Origin of the sequence: Dyella japonica DSM 16301, from assembly GCF_001010355.1 — a bacterium.
Lineage (GTDB): Bacteria > Pseudomonadota > Gammaproteobacteria > Xanthomonadales > Rhodanobacteraceae > Dyella > Dyella japonica.
In genome coordinates this window covers 81,004-101,248 of record NZ_JPLA01000013.1, presented here as the reverse complement: position 1 = coordinate 101,248, position 20,245 = coordinate 81,004, and the positions used below count along the sequence as shown (strand labels likewise).

General features: G+C 64.9%; 17 protein-coding genes. 8 read left to right on the top strand and 9 right to left on the bottom strand.

What is annotated here, in order from left to right; translation table 11 throughout:
• Nucleotides 1-7 precede the first annotated feature (7 nt).
• The gene (locus Y882_RS05305) at nt 8-730 is read left to right on the top strand and encodes an SDR family oxidoreductase (protein WP_046970842.1); all 723 of its coding nucleotides are present in this window, start codon (nt 8-10) and stop codon (nt 728-730) included.
• 12 nt (nt 731-742) lie between these two features.
• On the opposite strand, the gene Y882_RS05300 is transcribed toward Y882_RS05305, so the two are convergent.
• The 8 genes from Y882_RS05300 to Y882_RS05265 form a co-directional block, all read right to left on the bottom strand.
• Complete coding sequence (locus Y882_RS05300) at nt 743-3,820, bottom strand: error-prone DNA polymerase (protein WP_046970841.1); 3,078 nt, start codon at nt 3,818-3,820, stop codon at nt 743-745.
• Nucleotides 3,817-5,229 (bottom strand): Y-family DNA polymerase, encoded by a 1,413-nt coding sequence (locus Y882_RS05295; RefSeq protein WP_046970840.1) that lies wholly within the window; start codon nt 5,227-5,229, stop codon nt 3,817-3,819. The genes Y882_RS05300 and Y882_RS05295 overlap by 4 nt, the downstream gene beginning before the upstream one ends.
• Nucleotides 5,230-5,235: 6 nt before the next feature.
• Nucleotides 5,236-5,859: a translesion DNA synthesis-associated protein ImuA gene (imuA, locus tag Y882_RS05290; protein WP_046970839.1), complete on the bottom strand. Its 624-nt coding sequence runs from the start codon at nt 5,857-5,859 to the stop codon at nt 5,236-5,238.
• A gap of 12 nt (nt 5,860-5,871) precedes the next feature.
• Nucleotides 5,872-6,441, bottom strand: a complete 570-nt coding sequence (locus tag Y882_RS05285; protein ID WP_169748737.1) for a LexA family protein — start codon at nt 6,439-6,441, stop codon at nt 5,872-5,874.
• Between the two features lie 112 nt (nt 6,442-6,553).
• Nucleotides 6,554-7,660, bottom strand: a complete 1,107-nt coding sequence (locus tag Y882_RS05280; protein WP_046970838.1) for a glycosyltransferase — start codon at nt 7,658-7,660, stop codon at nt 6,554-6,556.
• A 3-nt stretch (nt 7,661-7,663) separates the two neighbouring features.
• Nucleotides 7,664-8,806: an adenosyl-hopene transferase HpnH gene (gene hpnH / locus Y882_RS05275; RefSeq protein WP_046970837.1), complete on the bottom strand. Its 1,143-nt coding sequence runs from the start codon at nt 8,804-8,806 to the stop codon at nt 7,664-7,666.
• Nucleotides 8,807-8,909: 103 nt separating this feature from the next.
• Nucleotides 8,910-9,518: an isopentenyl-diphosphate Delta-isomerase gene (gene idi, locus Y882_RS05270; protein ID WP_046970836.1), complete on the bottom strand. Its 609-nt coding sequence runs from the start codon at nt 9,516-9,518 to the stop codon at nt 8,910-8,912.
• A gap of 170 nt (nt 9,519-9,688) precedes the next feature.
• Nucleotides 9,689-10,243, bottom strand: coding sequence for a DUF2147 domain-containing protein (locus Y882_RS05265; protein WP_082120937.1), 555 nt, complete (start codon nt 10,241-10,243; stop codon nt 9,689-9,691).
• 45 nt (nt 10,244-10,288) lie between these two features.
• Here Y882_RS05265 and hpnI point away from each other — a divergent pair, with 45 nt between their 5' ends.
• The 5 genes from hpnI (at nt 10,289) to Y882_RS05240 (ending at nt 15,735) form a co-directional block, all read left to right on the top strand.
• Complete coding sequence (gene hpnI, locus Y882_RS05260; protein ID WP_046970963.1) at nt 10,289-11,452, top strand: bacteriohopanetetrol glucosamine biosynthesis glycosyltransferase HpnI; 1,164 nt, start codon at nt 10,289-10,291, stop codon at nt 11,450-11,452.
• A gap of 63 nt (nt 11,453-11,515) precedes the next feature.
• A complete protein-coding gene (hpnJ, locus tag Y882_RS05255) occupies nt 11,516-12,943 on the top strand; it encodes a hopanoid biosynthesis associated radical SAM protein HpnJ (RefSeq protein ID WP_046970835.1) in 1,428 nt (475 codons plus the stop codon).
• Between the two features lie 22 nt (nt 12,944-12,965).
• Nucleotides 12,966-13,796, top strand: coding sequence for a hopanoid biosynthesis-associated protein HpnK (gene hpnK / locus Y882_RS05250; RefSeq protein WP_082120935.1), 831 nt, complete (start codon nt 12,966-12,968; stop codon nt 13,794-13,796).
• Nucleotides 13,793-14,827 (top strand): lysylphosphatidylglycerol synthase domain-containing protein, encoded by a 1,035-nt coding sequence (locus tag Y882_RS05245; protein WP_046970834.1) that lies wholly within the window; start codon nt 13,793-13,795, stop codon nt 14,825-14,827. Before hpnK ends, Y882_RS05245 begins: the two co-directional genes overlap by 4 nt.
• A 17-nt stretch (nt 14,828-14,844) precedes the next feature.
• Nucleotides 14,845-15,735 carry a hypothetical protein gene (locus Y882_RS05240; RefSeq protein WP_046970833.1) on the top strand — a complete coding sequence of 297 codons (891 nt, stop codon included), beginning with the start codon at nt 14,845-14,847 and terminating at the stop codon, nt 15,733-15,735.
• Nucleotides 15,736-15,781: 46 nt separating this feature from the next.
• Here the strand turns inward: Y882_RS05240 and hpnA are convergent, their stop codons facing one another.
• Nucleotides 15,782-16,759, bottom strand: coding sequence for a hopanoid-associated sugar epimerase (hpnA, locus tag Y882_RS05235; RefSeq protein WP_156171324.1), 978 nt, complete (start codon nt 16,757-16,759; stop codon nt 15,782-15,784).
• A gap of 329 nt (nt 16,760-17,088) precedes the next feature.
• Here hpnA and Y882_RS05230 point away from each other — a divergent pair, with 329 nt between their 5' ends.
• A complete protein-coding gene (locus Y882_RS05230; RefSeq protein WP_244466237.1) occupies nt 17,089-18,228 on the top strand; it encodes a phytoene/squalene synthase family protein in 1,140 nt (379 codons plus the stop codon).
• Complete coding sequence (gene shc / locus Y882_RS05225; RefSeq protein ID WP_082120934.1) at nt 18,225-20,243, top strand: squalene--hopene cyclase; 2,019 nt, start codon at nt 18,225-18,227, stop codon at nt 20,241-20,243. Before Y882_RS05230 ends, shc begins: the two co-directional genes overlap by 4 nt.
• The last annotated feature ends 2 nt before the right edge of the window (nt 20,244-20,245 follow it).

Below are 20,245 nucleotides of genomic sequence, written 5' to 3'. Positions count from 1 at the left end.
TCCTTCCATGTCACCCCGCACTTTCCTCATCACCGGCGCCACCAAGGGCATCGGCCGCGCCATTTCCGATCGGCTCGCCAAGGCAGGGCATCACGTCGTCGGCCTCGCGCGCAATATCGACGAGCCGGATTTTCCCGGCACCCTGGTGTCCGTCGATCTCGGCAATCGCGAGGCCACCGACAAAGCGCTGAAGGCGCTGGTCGAGCAGTATGATTTCGACGGCGTGGTCAACAACGTCGGTTATGTGCGCGTGGCGCCGATCGACGAGGTGGACCTCAACGATCTGGACGACATCCTGCGCATCAACCTCGTGCCCACCATCCAGACCGTGCAGGCGCTGCTGCCGCAGATGCGCGCCAAGGGCTGGGGCCGCGTAGTGAACATCACCAGCCTGGTCGCGCTGGGCTATGCCAATCGCACGTCGTATGCCGCCGCCAAGGCGGCAGTGAATAGCTTCACGCGCACCTGGGGCCTGGAGCTGGCTGAAAGCGGCATCACCGTGAATGCGGTGGCGCCGGGCCCGACGGAGACCGAACTGTTTCGCGCCAACACGCCCGAAGGCAGCGAGGCCGAGCAACGCTTTCTCGCCGTGGTGCCGATGAAGCGCCTGGGCAAGCCGGACGAATTGGCGGCGACGGTGGAATTCCTGCTGTCCGATGGCGCCAGCTACATCACCGGGCAGACGCTGTATGTCGACGGCGGTGCATCGATCGGTCGCGCCGCTGCCTGATCGTGCGGCGGCTCAGTGGAAATCGCGCGAACGGCTGTCTAGCGTACCCAGCAGCTCGCTCAGGTCGATCAGTCGATCGGCGATGAGATGGCTCACACCGTCCGCGTGCTCCCACCGCCCATCCACGCCCAGCAGGCGCGATTCGAGAAAAATGCGGCGATGGCGCTCGGCCACATGGCTCCACACCACCACGTTGATGGGTCCGAACTCGTCTTCCATGGTGATGAAGGTGACGCCGCTGGCCGTCTGCGGCCGCTGGCGCTGCGTCACCAAGCCTGCCGCGCGCACCTTGCTCGCATGCGGACGCGTGTGCAGACTCCTTGAATCCAGGCAGCGCGCCGCGCGCAGGCGCGCACGGATCTGCTGCAAGGGATGCGGACCCAGGCTCAGCCCCATGCGCGCGTAATCGGCCAGCGTGCTTTCGCCCTGTGATGGCGGCGGCAGCACGACGTCTTCCTCCACCGGACTGGTATTGCCGAACAAGGGCAGCTGCGCCTCGATGCCGGCCATGGCCCAGCGCGCACGGTGACGATGGCCGGCCAGGCCACGCAAGGCATCTGCCTCGGCCAATGCATCCTGCTGTTGCTTATTGAGACCGGCGCGCGCGCACAGGTCGGCCACGTCTTCGAACGGCCTGCGCGCACGCGCCGCCATCAATTGCGTCATCACGTCCTCGCGGCAACCGCGCACCTGCCGCAGGCCTAGCCGCAAGGCATAGCCGCCGCGCGAGGCGTCATCGGCTTCGAGCGTGTTGTCCCAGTCGCTGTGGCGCACATCCACCGGCCGCACCTTGATGCCATGGCGCTGGGTGTCCTGCACGATCTGGCTGGGGCCGTAGAAACCCATCGGCTGCGCATTGAGCAAGGCGCACATGAAGGCCGCGCGGTAATGGCATTTGAGCCAGCAGCTGGCGTACACCAGCAAGGCAAAGCTCGCCGCATGGCTTTCGGGGAAACCATAGGAACCAAAGCCCTTGATCTGCTCGAACAGGCGTGCGGCAAAGTCCGGGGTGAAGCCGTTCTTCAACATGCCGGCCATCAGCTTCTGGCGATGGATCTCCATATCGCCGTTGCGTCGCCATGCCGCCATCGAACGGCGCAACTGGTCCGCTTCGCCGGGCGTGTATTCCGCCGCGACGATCGCCAGCTTCATCACCTGCTCCTGGAACAAGGGCACGCCAAGCGTGCGCTCGAACACGTCCTTCAAGGCCTCCGATGGATAGGTGATCGGTTCCTCGCCACGCTTGCGGCGCAGGTACGGATGCACCATGTCGCCCTGGATCGGGCCTGGCCGCACGATCGCCACTTGGATCACCAGGTCGTAGAAATTCTCCGGCCGATGCCGCGGCAGCATCGCCATCTGCGCTCGCGATTCGATCTGGAAAACGCCGATGGTGTCGGCGCGCTGGATCAGCTCATAAGTGGGCGGATCATCCGGCGGAATCGACGCCAGCGTTTCCACGCGGCCGTGATGGCGCTGCAACAGATCCAGGCATTTGCGGATACAGGTGAGCATGCCCAGCGCCAGGCAATCGACCTTGAGCAGGCGCATGGTGTCCAGATCATCCTTGTCCCACTGGATGATGGTGCGGTCGGGCATTGAGGCATTTTCCACCGGCACCAGATGCGACAGCGGCTGGTCGGAAATGACAAAGCCGCCCACGTGCTGGGACAGATGCCGCGGGAAATCCATCAACTCCTCGGTGAGCGCCATCACCCGCCGCAGCACGGGACTATCCGGATCGAAGCCGCGTTCGCGCAGGCGGCCGTCCAGCGGATCGTCGCCATCCTGCCAGGCGAAGGTGCGCGACAGCAGGTCGATCTGGTCCGACGGCAGGCCCAGCACGCGCGCCACGTCGCGCACCGCGCTGCGGCCGCGGTAGCAGATCACGGTGGCGGCCAGCGCGGCGCGCTCGCGGCCGTATTTCTCGTAGATATGCTGGATGACTTCCTCGCGCCGCTCGTGCTCGAAGTCGATGTCGATATCCGGCGGCTCGTTGCGCTCGGCGGAAATAAAGCGCTCGACCAGCAGCGTGGTCGTGGCCGGATCCACCGCCGTCACGCCGAGCGCATAGCAGACCGCCGAATTGGCCGCCGAACCGCGCCCCTGGCACAGGATGTCCCTGCTGCGCGCGAAGCTCACGATTTCCTGCACGGTCAGGAAGTACGACTCGTACTTGAGCTGGGCGACCAGCTTCAGCTCGTACTCGATCTGCTCCCGCACCTTGGGCGGCTCGCCTTGCGGCCAGCGCCAGCGCACGCCCTCTTCGGTGAGCTGACGCAGCCACGTGGTCGGCGTATGTCCTGCCGGCACCAGTTCGGCAGGATAGCGATAGCTGAGGTCGGTCATCACGAACTGGCAGCGTTCGGCGATACGCACGCTTTCGGCCATCAGTTCATCGGGATAGATCGCCGACAAGGCCACGCGCGTGCGCAGGTGGCGCTCGCCATTGGGAAACAGCAGGTCGCCGGCATCGGCCACGGTGCGGTGATGGCGGATTGCCGTCATCACGTCCTGCAGGGCACGGCGGCGGCGTATATGCATGTGTACGTCGCCCGCGGCCACCATCGGCAGCTGCAATGCATCGGCCAGCATCTGCAGCTGCGCGAAACGGCGCGCATCGTCGGCACCGTGATGCAGCTCGACCGCCAGCCACAGTCGCCCCTCGAACAACGAGCGCAACCACGCACCATGCGCCTGCTGCAGCTCGGCCTGCGGCAACCACAAGGCCAGCGTGCCGGGCAGGCCATCGGCAAAGTCTTCGCGCGTCACGCGGTACGTGCCTTTCTCCGCCACGCGCCGGCCACGCGTGATCAGCGCGCACAGCGAGGTATAACCCTGCAGGTTCTCGCACAACAGCACCAGCTTGGGGCCGTGCTCGATCTGGAATTCCGCGCCGACGATCAATGCAAGCCCGGTATCACGCGAGGCCTCATAGGCGCGCACGATGCCGGCCAGCGAACATTCGTCGGTGATCGCCAGCGCGCGGTAACCGCAGGCCTTGGCCCGCTCGAACAACTCGCGCGCACTCGACGCGCCGCGCTGGAACGAGAAGTTGGACAGGCAATGCAGTTCGGCGTAGTCGTTCATGCGAACCACCCATGCAGCATCCAGTTGCCCTGCTCGCCTGGCGCGCAATACACCCATGCGCACTGCCCCTGCGCGGTGCGCACCACGTAGTAGTCGCGCCGGATGTCGCCGCCATCCCACCAGCCGGTTTCGATGCGCTCGGGGCCGGCCAGCACTTCCGGTGCCGGTCCGCGCAGCGGGCAAGGCGCGGCCAGCAACCAGGTCGGACGCGGCAAGGTCTCAGGCGAGGTGGCCGCTTTCACATGCGCGGCATCGGACTGCGCGCGCTCCGGGCGCGGATCCACCGTGCGATGCAGATGCTGGATGGCCTGCTCGCCCAGGCGCGCACGCAGGCGTTCGCGCAGCTGATCCAGCGGCACGGCATGCGTGGGCCGCGTATCGAACAGGTCGCGGCCGGCGGGAACGAACGGCGGCAAGTCGCTGGCCACCAGCCGCATCGCCAGCACCGGCTGGTGCAACTCCAGGCGCTCGAGCCGCCCGCGCGCGCAGTCGAACAACAGCGTGGCATCGCGCGCGGCGGCCAGCATGCCCACCGTCACGCAGGTGGGCAGGCCGCTGCGATGTTCCAGTTCCAGTTCGAATCGCTGCACGCCGCCATCGCGACCGGCAAGATACGCCGCCAGGTCACTGGTGAGACGACGCAGCGGAAATACCAGCGCCTCGACGTGCTCGATTTCATGCGTCCACTCCATGCGCTGCTCGAATGCATCGGGCGGGCGGTAGCTGTCCATCGGCGTGGGCTCGTCGCCGGTGAGGCGATCGAGTTGCGCCACCAGTTCGGTGCCGAAGCGGCGCTGCAGGCCCGCTCGTGGCAGCTTCAAGACCTGCCCCAAAGTGCGTATGCCCATCGACGGCAAACCCTGCGTGGCATCGGCCGGCAGTCGCGCACGGGTGATCGGCACGGGCGACAGCGTCTCGCGCAGGATCTCCGGCGACATCACGGCCAGCCCGTCGTGCACACCTGCCAGCACATAGGCCGCGTGCGGCGTCGGCGCGAGCGCGATGCGATGACGAAAAGCGAGCTCCTGCAGATCGTCCCGCAGCAGCGATTCAAAACGCGGCCAGGGTCCGAACAGGTTGAGGCTGCGACTGACCTCCAGCACCACGGCATGCGCGTACAACCCCACCTCGGCGCTATAGCGATACGCCCAGGCGGCGAGCAGGCGATGCCAGCGCGCTTCGTCTTCCGGATCGTGCTCGACCATCACGAACTGCTGCAACAAGGCCTGCGCCGCGGTGAGTCGCTGTCCGCGATAAATGCCCGCCGCACGCGCGCTCGCATTGGCCGCGTGCACGATGCGCGCCTGCGCGGGACCACTCACCAGCACCAGCGGTTCGTTCGACGGCGGCCGTCGCCGGAGGACACCGTCCAGCGCCAGTTGCGGCAGCAAGATGCAAGCCCAGAGCATGACGCGTCACGACCAGCCGGAGGCGAGCGGCACCGCACTTACCGGCGGATTGCCGCCACGGCATTTGCGCACGCGTATCTGCCAGCTTGGCGTGCTTTCCAGCTCCAATCGCAACGCCGCCGGCGACGCCTGCACGGCATGGCGGCGATCGCGGAACAGAAAGGCCAGCGCCTTGCCGGTATCGGCCGCCACCTGCAATCGACGCAGGGCGCGGTCATCGGCGTGCAGCGGCCACGCCAGCACGGCGGCGCAACTGGCCGAGCGCAGGCATTGCTCGGCTGCCCACAGCACGTCGCGCTCGTCGGCATGCACGATGTCCACGTTCGACATCACCACGCCGCGCGCTTCCCAGCCCGCCACATAAGGCACATAGGGCGGCGAGATCACCATCACCGGGCGTCCCTCGCGGGTCAGCCGCGCCAGCGTGGGCAACAACAGTTGCAGCTCACCCACGCCATCGGCGGGCAGCAGGATTTCGGTCATCGCATGCTCGGGCCAGCCGCCGCTCGGCAAGGCGGCATCGAGCGTCGCCCAGCCGGTCGGCTGACTGCCCGATGGCTGCGGCGCAGCGCGGCCCTGCCAGACCTGGCGGCTGTGCAAAAGCGTATCAAGCGCAAGGACCTGACCCACGACACCCGCCCCTCAGCGCAGCGTGCGCAGGCAACGGGTGACGACGCCCCATACGCTGAGCGTCTCGCCTTCGCGGAACACGATGGGCTTGAAGTGCGCGTTCTCCGGCAGCAGCGCGATATGCCCATCCACCTTGCCCAGCCGCTTGATGGTCAGCTCGTTGTTGACCATCGCCACCACGATATCGCCCTGGCGCGGCGCAAGCGCGCGATCCACCAGCACTTCGTCGCCATCGAAAATGCCGGCGCCGATCATCGACCAGCCCGACACGCGGATGATGAAGGTGCTCGGCTCGTGGCCCGGCAGCACGAGGTGCTCGTTGAGGTCGACCACTTCGTCGACCTCGTCGTCCGCCATCGACGGCAGGCCGGCCGGCACGCGACTGAGGAAAGCCGTCAGCGCGACCGTCGATGGCTCCAGCGACAACGGCCGCGGCGCCTCCAGCGTGGCCGGGCTGCGGTAGGCCTCCAGATAGGCCAGCACGCCCGGTACCTGGCTTTCAGGTACGCGTATGCGCTGACTGGGTTCACCGGCGGGCCGACCGGCTCCCGGGCGGCGTCCACCGTGGTCGGAAGGAGGCATGGGGCGACTTGATTAGTGGGACGGCAATCAAGATAGCACGATGGCATTCTCATTGACTGAGATTCAGCGCCCCGCCACGAATAAATTTCAAACGACTGATTAAAAAGAAAATTCAGGCGTCCGCCCGGTATACCCGCCCCTTCCACTGGGAGCGCACGCCGCGCCAATAGCGCAGCGCCGAACTCCAGGTCATGCCGAGGTACAGGCCCGCCCCCAGCGGCAGCAGCAGCGCCCACCACAGGGGCATGCGGTAGTACCTGAGCATGGGCAGGTAGCCCAGCATCATGGCGCCCAGCGCGAGCCAGGCCCATGGCCATAGCTGCGGGGCGCCGAGCAAGACCAGCGGTACGCCATAAGCCCACAGGAACAACACCGTCACCAGCAGCAATACAGTCGTCGAGTAGCCGAGCTGGGTGAAAGCCGAACGCGCCACCATGCCGTGGATCGACGCGAAGCTGCCGTACGGCCGCAGGCTCACCACATCGCGACTCAGGCCAATCCAGGTGCGACCGCCGGCGCGCTTCACCTGCCGCGCCAACGCGCAATCGTCGATCAATGCATCGCGCAGCCTGCCGAAGCCGCCGATGCGATCGAGCATCGCGGTATCCACCAGGATGCAACCGCCCGCGCCGGCCGCGACCCAGCGCGAAGGCGAGTTGGACAGCGCAAACGGATAGAGCAACTTGAAGTAGTAGACGAAGGCCGGCAGCAACAGGCGATCCCAAAAACTGGTGCGGCGCAGGTCCGCCATGATCGAGACGAACTGCCGCTGCTCGCGCTGCTTATGCAACAGCAGCGTGGCCAGCATGCCCGGGCGCAGTTCGATATCCGCATCCAGCAGCAAGGTCAGCGGCGTGCGCACCTGCAGCCTGCCCTGCTCCAGCGCCCACAGCTTGCCCGCCCAGCCTTCCGGCAGCGGCGCACCTGAAATCACGCGCACACCGGGATAGGAACTCGCGACGCTGGCCGTGCTGTCGGCCGACTGGTCGTCGATCACGATGACCTGAAGTCCGTTGCCTTGCGCCTGCAAGGCGCGCAACGTCGTGCCGATCACGTCGGCTTCGTTGCGTGCAGGGATCAGCACGGTGACGTCGTCCAGACCCACGCAGGCCGGCGGATCAGCCTCGAGATGCTCGCGTGTGCTCCAGGGGTGCCAGGGCACGAGCAACAGTCCCAGCCACATCACCACTGGGACGATGGCGCCAACGAGCAGCCACATGGGTCAGTGCCCGGCGTCGGCCCCAGGCGATGAACCCCTGCGCTGGATGGCACTGATCGGAATATGGATCGCCGTCGCATCGGCGCGGTCGCCGTACATCACCGGCAGGTCCGGCGCCATCGAGCCGTCGATACGCGGTCCGAACGTCGCCACGCGCGCCGCCTTGAGCGGATGCGCAAAGGTGTCGTCCACGGCAGTGCCTTCGAAGCCGCAATGCGCCATGCAGTTGTCGCACTTGGGGTTGATGCCGACGCCGTATTTTTCCCAGGCGGTGTCTTCCATCAGCTCCTTGTACGAGCTGGCGTAGCCCTCGTCGACCAGCAGATAACACGGACGCTGCCAGCCAAAAATGTTGTAGGTGGGATTGGACCACGGCGTGCACTGGTAGCTCTGGTTGCCCGCGATGAAGTCCAGGAACATCGAGGATTGGTTGAACACCCACTTGCTCTTGCGTTCTTTGCCGATGCGGAAAATATCGCGGAACAGCTGCTTGCTCTCGGTGCGCCCGAGAAACACATCCTGGCGCGGCGCATGCTGGTAGCTATAGCCGGGCGACACCGTGATGCCCTCGATGCCCAGCGACATGGCGAAGTCGAAGAACTCGGCGATTTCTTCCGGCTTCTCGTTGTTGAACAGCGTGCAGTTGATGGTGACGCGAAAACCGCGCGACAACGCCAGCTTGATCGCCGCCACGGCCTTGTCGAACACGCCCTCCATGCACACCGATTGATCGTGCCGCTCCTGCAGGCCGTCCAGATGGACCGACCAGGTGAAATACGGCGACGGCGTGTACTCGTCGATGTGCTTGGTCAACAGCAGCGCGTTGGTGCACAGGTAGATGAATTTCTCGCGCGCGATCAGGCCCTGCACGATCTGCGGCATCTCCTTGTGGATCAGCGGCTCGCCGCCGGGAATGGACACCACCGGTGCGCCGCACTCGTCCACTGCGCGCAGCGCGTCTTCCACGCTCATGCGCTTTTGCAGGATCTCCTTGGGATGATCGATCTTGCCGCAACCGGCGCAGGCGAGATTGCACTGGAACAAGGGCTCCAACATCATCGCCAGCGGATAACGCTTCTGCCCGCTGACCTTCTTGCCGATGATGTAACGCGCGATCTTGGTTTGCTGAATAAGAGGAATGCCCAACGGAATCTCCTCATCATTGACGGATGGATGTCGCTGCGCAGCGCTCAACGCCAGGCGGCTTCATCACGGGTTCGAGTATAGCCACGTCGCGCCATCGCGGCGTTCAGGACGCCAGGCTGGCCGGCGGCGCAAATACGTGCGCATGCTCGCGACGCAAGCGTTCCCATTCGATCTTGAACCATGGCGTGAAATGCTCCGGATGCGCGGCGATCTCGCGATCCAGCGCATCGGGCGCGATATAGCGCAGCGCCGCGATCTCAAGCATGTTGGCGACGGGAGCCGTATCCGTACGACCGGCGTAGACCCAGCAAAGTTCGTGTTCCGCGCCTTCGTCATCAAATTGCGCGTGATACTGGAACTTGAACTGGAACTGGAATTCGCACTGCAGGCCGAGTTCCTCAGTCAGGCGACGATGAATCGCCGTCTCCATCGTCTCGCCGCGCCGGGGATGGCTGCAGCAGGTATTGGACCAGTAACCTGGCCATAGGCGCTTGCCTTCGGCGCGTTGCTGCAGCAGCAGCTCGCCATCCGTGTTGAACACGAACAGCGAAAATGCGCGGTGAAGCATGCCTTGTCCGTGGTGCGCGCTCGCCTTGTCGAGAAAGCCGGTTTCACGGTCGTGTTCGTCGACCAGCACCAGGGGTTCGTCCTGAAAGGACACCACACGCTTCGACCAGCTTGCTTCGTTGTAATCCAGCTCGCGGTTAGCCAAGGCTCAAACCTCTCTCTTCCGGCGGACAGTGGCAGTACACGCCCGGTCATCACATCTTCGTCACATCTGGCGCGACGCACGTTCGACCGTGCATCGAATGCGCACTCAGGCTAGCAAGGATGAGCAGAGGCGAGTAGCCCCTCGCACGCAAAGCTCATACCAAAGGATGATTACGGCGTTGGATGAACGCTGCTTGCAGACGCCGGAAAAGGTTCATGCGTGCGCGTCCAGGTGGTGTTCCCGCCCAGCAGCGTGATGCCGATGAAACCGCGCAGCACCAGCTGATCCGGCGAGCGCAGGTGAATCTCGCAGTGGTATTCCTTGCCGTTGTCAGCGTTGTAGACACGGCCATCCACCCAGGCGTGCGCAGCGGCGTCGTAACGCAATCCCCACAGCAGGCGCAGGCCCGTCAGCGGGCGCGCGCGCAGCGCAGGATCGGGATTGTGGCGATCGGTGACGGTTTTTCCGTTGAGCTCGGCACCATCCTCGGGCCCATAAGTGTCGTGCAGCTGCCATACGATGCTGCCGACCAACGTATCGCCGTCGCGCTCGATGCGGATAATGGCGTCGCGGCTTTCCACCAGCCAATCGCCCTCGATGGCGCTGGCCGGCGAAACATCGGCAGTCGGCGTCTGTGCGAGCGCCACGCCCTGCAACGGGCACAGCAGCAAGACCCATGCAGCGTGCCGAAGCAACCGCAAGAAGTACGCTTTCACGAAGTGCATGCATTAACTTTGGAAGGAATGACGGACCGCGTCCCGACCGAGCTCATGTCCCCTCCCGCCGCCACATCGCTGCTGTCATGGTTTGGCCTGGTGCTGGCCCTGTGCGCCACGGCCTATGCGTGCCTGAGCCTGTGGGCCTGGTACCGCTGCGAGCGCCGCAGGCAGCATCCGCGAGCGGATGTGAACGATCAGGCAAGCCGGCCGGTGAGCGTACTCAAGCCGCTGCACGGCGCCGAGTTCGGCCTTTACGAGAACCTGAAAGGATTCTGCAAGCAAACTCACACGCATTACGAAATCCTGTTCGGCGTGCGCGACCCCGAGGATCCGGCCATTGCCATCGTGCAGCGCTTGCAGCGCGAATTTCCCGGACGCGCCATCACGCTGGTGATCGACCCTGCCGTCCACGGCGCCAATCTGAAGGTCAGCAACCTGATCAACCTGCTGGCACAAGCCCGTTACGACTGGCTGGTGCTGGCCGATGCCGACATCAGCGTCGCGCCGGACCATCTCGCACGCGTCACCTCACCGCTGAACGATCCTGGCGTGGGCATCGTGACCTGCCTGTATCACGGCGTGGTGCGCGATGGCTGGACCGCCCGCCTGGGGCGATTATTCATCGACGACTGGTTTGCACCTTCGGTACGTCTGGCGCACGCGTTTGGTTCTACCCGCTTCGCCTTCGGCTCCACCATTGCCTTGCGACGCGGCACGCTGGACGCGATCGGCGGCCTGGCGGCATTGAAGGACACCCTGGCCGACGATTTCTGGCTGGGCGAACGATCACGCCAGATCGGCTTGCGCACCGTGTTGAGCGACGTGGTGGTCGGCACGCAGGTGAACGAAAACCAACTCTCCCAGCTGTGGTCGCATGAAATGCGCTGGTTGCGCACGATTCGCGCGATTTCACCGGCCGGATTCACTTTCAGCTTCATCTGCTGCAGCTGGCCGCTGCTGGCGCTGGCCATGCTGCTCTCGCCCACGCTGTCCTGCCTGACCGTGGCTGCGCTGGGAGGCGCGGCGCGCCTGTGGCGCTACGCCGTGTCCTGGCCCAGCACCGCACGATCCCGCCGTTGGCAGGACCTGTGGCTCACCCCTATTCGCGACACACTGTTGCTGCTGGAATGGGCCGGCGCGCTGGTGCACTGGCGAGTGGCCTGGCGCGGCCAGATATTGCATGCGCGCGACCATGCGCCATCGCGCTATCCTTGAGCATGACGTGACTAGTGTGTTGAACAACTCATTGCGGACGCTACTGCAGGAGCTTGGCAATCCATGAAGACGCTTTTTCTACAAGCCCCTTCGTTTGACGGTTTCGATGGCGGCGCGGGTTCGCGCTACCAGGCCAAACGCGAAATCAAGAGTTTCTGGTACCCCACCTGGCTGGCACAGCCGGCCGCACTCGTACCCGGCTCGCGCGTACTGGACGCCCCGGTGGAAGAACTGTCGGTGGAAGAAACGCTCGACATCGCCGCCGACTACGAGCTGGTGATCATCCACACCAGCACGCCCTCCTTCCCCACCGATGCGAAATTCGCCGAGCTGATCAAGCAGCGCCGCGGCGACATCCTGATCGGCATGGTCGGCGCGAAAGTGGCGGTGGAACCGGATGCCTCCCTGCTCGCTTCGCCCGCGATCGATTTCGTGGCGCGCGAAGAGTTCGATTACACCTGCAAGGAAGTGGCCGAGGGCCGCGCCTTCAAGGACATCGCCGGCATCAGTTACAAACTGCTCGACGGCAGCGTGCAGCACAACCCCTCGCGCGCCACCATCGAGCAGATGGACGACCTGCCCTTCGTGGCTCCGATCTACAAGCGCGACCTGAAGATCGAGCGCTACTTCATCGGCTACCTGCTGCATCCCTACGTATCGATCTACACCGGACGCGGCTGTCGTTCCAAATGCACGTTCTGCCTGTGGCCGCAGACCGTGGGCGGACATCGCTATCGCGTGCGCTCGGCGGCCAACGTGCTGGCCGAGGCGAAGTGGATCAAGGAGAACATGCCCGAAGTGCGCGAGCTGATGTTCGACGACGACACCTTCACCGACAGCTCCAACATGGAACGCGTGCACGACATCGCGCGCGGCCTGCACGCCATGGGCTGGACCTGGAGCTGCAACGCGAAGGCGAACGTGCCGTACGAGTCGCTGAAGATCATGAAAGAGAACGGCCTGCGCCTGCTGCTGGTGGGCTATGAGTCGGGCGACGACCAGATCCTGCACAACATCAAGAAGGGCTTGCGCACGGATATCGCGCGCACCTTCACCGAGAACTGCCGCAAGCTGGGCATCACCGTGCACGGCACCTTCATCCTGGGCCTGCCGGGCGAAACCAAGGAAACCATTGCGCGCACCATCGCCTACGCCAAGGAAATCAACCCGCACACCATCCAGGTCTCGCTGGCGGCGCCTTACCCGGGCACGACGCTGTACAAGCAGGCCATCGAAAACGGCTGGCTGGAGCACAACACCGCGGCCAATACCGTCAACGACAAGGGCGTGCAGCTGGCCATGATCAGCTACCCGCATTTGTCCAAGGAAGAGATCTTCCACGGCGTGGAAACCTTCTACCGCAGCTTCTATTTCCGCCCCTCGAAGATCTGGGAGATCGTCAAGGAAATGGCCGGCAGCTGGGAGATGACCAAGCGGCGCTTGCGCGAAGGCGTGGAATTCTTCCGCTTCCTGCACGCGCACGAGGCATGACGGCGCAGCCTGTGCGTTACCGATGACCGCAGCACCCGCCTCCGCGCGCCCGCGACTGATCGTGACGGCCGACGATTTCGGCCTGCACCCGGCGGTCAATCACGCCGTGGAACGCGGCTTCCGCGAAGGCGTGCTGCGCGCCGCCAGCCTGATGGTGACCGCGCCCGCCGTCGCCGATGCGGTGGCCCGCGCCAAGCGTCTGCCCGGCCTCGCGGTGGGACTGCACCTGGTCCTTGCCGACGGGCTGTCGGCCCTGCCGCCATCGCAGATTCCGCAACTGGTCGACGCACGCGGCCGCTTCGGCGACGATATGGTCCGCGACGGAATTCGTTTTTTCTTTCTGCCCTATGTGCGACGGCAGCTGGAAGCGGAGATCCGCGCCCAGTTCGAGGCGTTTGCTGCGACGGGATTGCCGCTTGATCACGTCAATGCACACAAACATTTCCATCTTCATCCGACGGTACTCTCCTTGATCCTTTCCATTGGGCGCGATTACGGCCTGCGCGCCGTGCGCTGGCCTGCCGAACCCGGCTCCGGTCCGTGGCTCAAGCCCTGGCTTGCGCTGATGCGCCATCGTTTGCGCCGTGCGGGCATGCGCACGAACGATCACGTCTTTGGCATCCGCGACAGCGGCGCCATGGACGAACAAGCACTGCTGGACGTGTTGCAGCGGCTGCCAGATGGCCTGAGCGAGCTCTATCTTCATCCGGCCACGCACGGCGAACTCACCCCCACCATGGCGCACTATCGCCATACGGACGAACTGGCGGCGCTGCTGTCGCCGCGCGTGCGGCGTGCGGTGGCCGAGCACTGCCAGCTTTGCAATGGCTTCAGCGATCCGGCGGCGGCATGAAATATTTCGTTTATCTCGCCGGCCTGCTCGGTCTGGTGGCAGCCGTCATCCTGGTAACCCACCAGAACTGGTCAGCGATCGAGAACGCCTTCGACCATGCCGGCTGGGCCCTGCTGTGGCTGCTGCCATTCCATGCGCTGCCCTTGCTGCTGGACGTGTTCGGCTGGCGTGCCCTGATAGCACCCAGCGATCCGCACGGACGCGCCCGCGTGCCGTTCCTGTTCTGGGCGGCCACGGTGCGCGAGGCCTGCAATCGACTGCTGCCCGTGGCCAACGTCGGCGGCGAAATCGTGGGCATCCGGCTGGTCAAATGGCGTGGACTGGAAGGCGCACCGGTGGCGGCGAGCGTGATCATCGAGGTGTTGCTGACCCTGGTCAGCCAGTACATCTTCGTGGCGCTGGGCCTGTTGCTGCTGATCGGCATGGCTGGCCATATCGGCACGCTCAATTCGGTGATCTGGGCGGTAATCGCCACGCTGCCGTTGCCGATCGGGCTGGCCTGGTTGTTCCGTCACGGGCAGGTGTTTTCCAGGCTTGAGGCCTTTGCGGAAAAGCTGCTCGGCGGTCCCTCGCGCTTTACCGAACTGCTCGACGGCGCCCGCCTGGACGATGAAGTGCGCAAGCTCTACGGCAAGCCCGCGCGCCTCACGGTGGCTTGCGCGTGGCAGGTTGCGGGCTTCGTGGTGGGCAGCTTCGAAAGCTGGCTGGCGCTGTATCTGCTGGGCTATCCCATTTCCGTATGGGACGCGATTGCCATCGAGGCGACCACGCAGGCGGTGCGCCACATCATTTTCTTCGTGCCCGCCGGACTGGGCGTGCAGGAAGGCGGCCTGGTGCTGTTCGGCACTATCATCGGCCTGCCCGCGGACGCCGCGATCGCCTTGTCGCTGGTCAAACGTGCACGTGAGGTAGGCTTTGGCGTGCCTGCGCTGTTGTCCTGGCAGTGGGCTGAAGCACACCGCCTGCACCGCCGCTGGCTGTCGCGCCGCAAGCCAGCGCTGGCCGATGCTCCGGACCGGAAGTTGTCGTAACGCCACGAGGTGACCTTGTGTCCCATGACGCCGTAGCCGCCGCCGACCACAGCATGCGCCACTGGGCCGGCAACGAACCGGGACGCATCCGCATCGGTTCGGATGCCCACAAGCGGCTGTTCTGCCGGATGCTGCTGGACACCCACAACCCGTACAAGCCGGCCGTGATCGAATGGCCGGCGCTGGATGCGGACACCTTGCATCGCATCACCTCGCTGCCGATCTGGGACATCGCGGTGCAGACCGAGGGCAAGGCCAAACTGCGCGTGGCGACCTATACCAACACCATCGCCGATCCGCTGCTGCATGAAGCGCTGACCATGGACGGCGACGAGGAAGCGCGCCACAAGGTGGTGCTGAGCAAGATGGTGGCGGCCTATGGCATCGCGTTGGCGCCCGAGCCCGAATACGAGGTGCCGAAAGATCCCGAATGGGGCTGGCTGGTGACCGGCTACAGCGAATGCATCGACAGCTTTTTCGCCTTCGGCCTGTTCGAGTCGGCCAAGCGCACAGGTTACTTTCCCGCCGAACTGGTGGATACGTTCGAACCGGTGATGCAGGAAGAGGCGCGCCATATTCTGTTTTTCGCCAACTGGGTGGCGTGGTATCGCAAGCAGCTGCCGTGGTGGCGTCGACCGGCGTTCGAGCTGAAGGTGCTCAAGGTGTGGCTGTTCCTGATCTGGGAACGCATCGGCATCGCCAAAGGCCTGGACAACAACGGCGAAATGCAGGACGCCAACTTCACCATCACCGGCCATCAGCAGATCGGCCTGGACCTGAAGATCGGCGAACTGCTGGACATCTGCCTGGCGCAGGACAGTTTCCGCATGGGCGGCTACGACGAACGCCTGCTGCGTCCCACCTTCGTGCCGCGCATGGCGCGCCTGGCACGCCGCTTCATGCGCTGAGCATCCATCCCTTGTAGGAGCGCACCCTGTGCGCGACCGCATCGCGCTAGCGATGCAAGCTGAACCAGGCAACCGCATCTTCCAGCGCCAGTCGCACGGGACCCGCCGCATAACCCAGCTCCCGCTCCGCCTTCGCGCTGCTGAAGTACATCCGCTTGCGCGACATGCGCACCTCTTCCACGGTGGCGATCGGCGGCTTGCCTGTCACGCGCGCCCATGCCTCGGCCACATACGCCACCGGCATCACCGCGCCATGCGGCAGGCGCCAACGCGGCGGCGTGCCACCCACGATGTCGGCAATTTCAAACAACAATTCACGCAAGCTCAGGTCGGCCCCGCCCAGAATGTAGCGCTCGCCCGCCACGCCGTGCTTAAAGGCCAGCCAGTGCCCGTCGGCGACATCGTCCACATGCACGACATTGAGCCCGGTATCCACATAAGCCGGCATGCGGCCGGCCATGGCGTCGCGCACCACGCGTCCCGTCGGCGTGGGCTTGATGTCGCGCGGTCCGATCGGCGTGGACGGATTGACGATCACCACCGGCAAGCCTTGCGCCGCGAAACCGGCAACGACTTGCTCGGCAAGAAACTTCGAGCGCTTGTAGTGACCGAGCATGTCGGCCAGCGACACCGGCGTAGTTTCGCTGCCGGGCGTACCGTCCTTGGGAATCCCCAGCGTCGCCACGCTGCTGGTATAGACCACGCGCGGCACACCCGCCTGCCGCGCAGCTTCGAGCAAGGCGCGGGTACCTTCGACATTGGTCTGGTACAGCTCCTGCGGATGCGGCGCCCACAGGCGGTAATCGGCGGCCACGTGGAACAAGGCATCGCAGTTGTCGCAAATCCTTGCCAGCGACGTCGCGTCGGTGAGATCGCCTTCGACGATCTCCACCTCCAGGCCCTGCAGGTTGCGTCGGTCGGACCCGGAGCGCGCCAGCACGCGAACGTGGTGATCCTCGCGCAGCAATCGCCGCACGACAGCGGATCCCACAAACCCTGTCGCGCCCGTGACCAGCGACCTCACGGCGGCAATACCAAGGTATACCCGACCATCGCCAGCCTGGACCCTGGACACATAAGGCAGTCGTTCCCTGAACTCGGGGAGGAGTGGGAGGTCATTATGTACGAACGACGCAGACAGCGGCGCGTGCGGCCACGGTAGTCGCTGCGACGCCACCGGCACCAGTGCCTGTCCCGGCGACGTCCGCTTTCCCCAGCCTTTCGAAGCGTGCAAGCGTCTCTACGAATCGATGACATTCGCTTTGATCAGATGGGCGGCGTCTCTCACGGACAGGGTGATACCATGCCGATGTCGCTGGTTTCTCTGTATGTGAATACTAAGAAGGCCGAGGCATGCCCATGTTCGAAGCGAAACACGCCGCTGCGATCGCCCCCAGCAACGCCGGCGCTTACCAGGAAGCCATTCTTCCCAAGGTGTCGCGAACCTTTGCCCTGACGATCCCGCAATTGCCGCCGGCATTGCGCGATGTCGTCGCCAATGCGTACCTGCTCTGCCGCATCGCCGACACCATCGAGGACGAACCCGCGTTCAGCGCGGAAGAAAAAGGTCGCTACGAAAAAGCCTTCGTCGACGCCGTGACCGGCCGCATCGACGCACGCGAATTCGCCGCGCATATCGCACCGCGACTTTCCGACGCCACCTCGGAAAGCGAACGCGACCTGATGTTCCGCCTGCCGCTGGTGCTGGAGATCACCGAGACGTTCAACCCGATCCAGCACGAGGCGATCGTCGAATGCCTGCGCGTGATGTCGCAAGGCATGCATGATTTCCAGCGCGTGGTGGGCCTGCAGGGTCTGGACTCGCAGCGCGACATGGATCGTTACTGCTATCACGTCGCCGGCGTGGTGGGCGAAATGCTGACCAAGCTGCTGATCGATTTCGAACCGGAACTGGTGCCGCAGACGCGCACCCTGATGCGCCTGGCCATTTCGTTTGGCCAGGGCCTGCAGATGACCAATATCCTCAAGGACCAGTGGGAAGACCGCAGCCACGGCGTGTGCTGGTTGCCGCACGATGTCTTTGCACGCCACGGCGTGGAGTTGCAGGACCTCGCCGCCGGCCAGCAGGATGCGCACTATGCCGATGCGATGATCGAGCTGATCGGCATTGCGCACGCGCATCTGTGCCGCGCCGTGGAATACACGCTGATCGTGCCGGCGCGCCACGCCGGCTTCCGTCGCTTCTGCCTGTGGAGCATCGGCCTGGCCGTGCTCACGCTGCGCAATCTGCAGGACCGGCTGGACTTTTCTTCCGGCACCCAGGTGAAGGTCTCGCGTGCCGCCGTCGCGCAAACCATCGGCCTGACGCGACTGAGCGACAAGTACGATCCGGCCGTGCGCTTTCTGTTCGGCGCGGCGGCACGCAAGCTGCCGCTCACGCCCCTGGCAGCCGAATGGGAAGTGCCGCAGGCCAACCACGCCGCGTGGCCGTGGCGGCGCACATCGCACTATAAAAACGCGCGATCGCTATGACGGATTCACCAGCCACCGTCGCCGATCCCGCCCCGCCCACCACGCGCCCAACGCCCCACGCCCCCGCTTTTGTCGACGCCGATCGCCTCGACCTGGCCATCGATCGCGCGCGGCAGGCCCTGATGGCGCGCCAGCGTGCCGACGGCCACTGGTGTTTCGAATTTGAAACGGACTGCACGATTTCGTCCGAGTACATCCTGATGATGCATTTCATCGACGAGATCGATGAGGTGCTGCAGGAGAAACTGGCGCGCTACATCCGCCTCAAGCAACGCCTGGATACGCACGGCGGCTGGCCGCTGTACCACGACGGCGCACTCGACCTGTCGTGTACGGTGAAATCGTATTACGCGTTGAAGGCGGCGGGCGATGCGCCGGACGCGCCGCATATGCGCCGCGCGCGTGAGGCGATCCTCGCCAAGGGCGGTGCGGCGAAGAGCAATGTGTTCACGCGCATCCTGCTCGCCATGTTCGAGCAGGTGCCGTGGCGCGCCGCGCCGTACGTGCCGGTGGAGATCATGCTGTTTCCCCGCTGGGCGCCGTTCCATCTGGACAAGGTGTCGTACTGGGCGCGCAGCACCATGGTGCCGCTGTTCATCCTTTGCACGATGAAGGCGAAGGCCAAGAATCCACGCCAGGTCGGCATCGCGGAACTCTTCGTGACGCCACCGGAGCAGGAGCGTGACTACTTCGCCACCGGCGGAGGCTTCATCAGCAAGCTGTTTCTGGTGCTGGACAAGCTGGGGCGCGCCTGCGATCCGCTGATGCCCAAGCGTCTGCGCCATCGCGCCGTGCAGCGGGCCGAGCAATGGTTTCTGGCCCGGCTCAATGGCGAAGATGGCCTTGGCGCCATCTTTCCGCCGATGGTCAATGCGCTCGAAGCGATGGATCTGCTCGGCTATGCAAAAGACCATCCTGCTCGCGCGACTTGCCTTCGTTCGCTGCAGAAGCTGATCGTGCATCGCGACGACGGCACCGCGTATTGCCAGCCTTGCGTGTCGCCGGTGTGGGACACCGGCTGGTCAGCCATGGCCTTGCTGCGCGCCTCGCCCGATGAGGCCACGCAGGACGCCGTCACCCGCGCGATGGAATGGCTGACGCCGCTGCAGGAGCTGCAACTCAAGGGCGACTGGGCTGTGCAGGCGCCGGATCTGGCGCCCGGCGGCTGGGCGTTCCAATACGCCAATGCGTACTTCCCTGACCTCGACGACACGGCCGTGATCGCCGCGCTGCTGCACGTAGCGGTTCGTGGCACGCCAGATGAAGGCAAGTACCGCGAGCGCATCGAGCGCGCGGCGGACTGGCTGGTCGGCATGCAATCGGACAACGGCGGCTTTGCCTCGTTCGACCGCAACAACACCCACTATCACATCAACGAGATTCCCTTCGCCGATCATGGCGCCATGCTCGATCCGCCCACCGAAGATGTGTCGGGCCGCGTGCTGGCCCTCCTCGGCATCCTCAAGCGCCCGCAGGACAAGGCCGCCATCGAACGCTGCATCACCTATCTGCGTGCTGCGCGTCTGCCCGATGGCTCCTATTGGGGCCGCTGGGGCACCAATTACATCTACGGCACCTGGTCGGTGCTGGCCGGGCTCGCGCTGGCAGGCCAGGACATGCAGCAGCCCTGGATACGGCAATCGGTCGACTGGCTGCTGTCCAGGCAGCATGCCGACGGCGGCTGGGGCGAAACCAACGACAGCTACTTCGACCCCGCACTGCGCGGCAGCAACGGTGGCGTGAGTACGGCACACAGCACGGCCTGGGCTGTGCTCGGGCTGTTGGCCGCTGGCGAACAGGCGTCCGAGGCCGTGCATCGCGGCATACGCTGGCTGCTGGACCATCAACAGGCAACGGGCGAACCCGAGGCCGATCTCTGGTATCACCCGAGTTTCAATGCACCGGGATTTCCACGCGTCTTCTTCCTCAAATACCACGGGTACACCGCGTATTTTCCGCTATGGGCACTCAGCCGTTATCGCCAGCTGCTTGCGAACTCCCCACCGACGCAGTGATG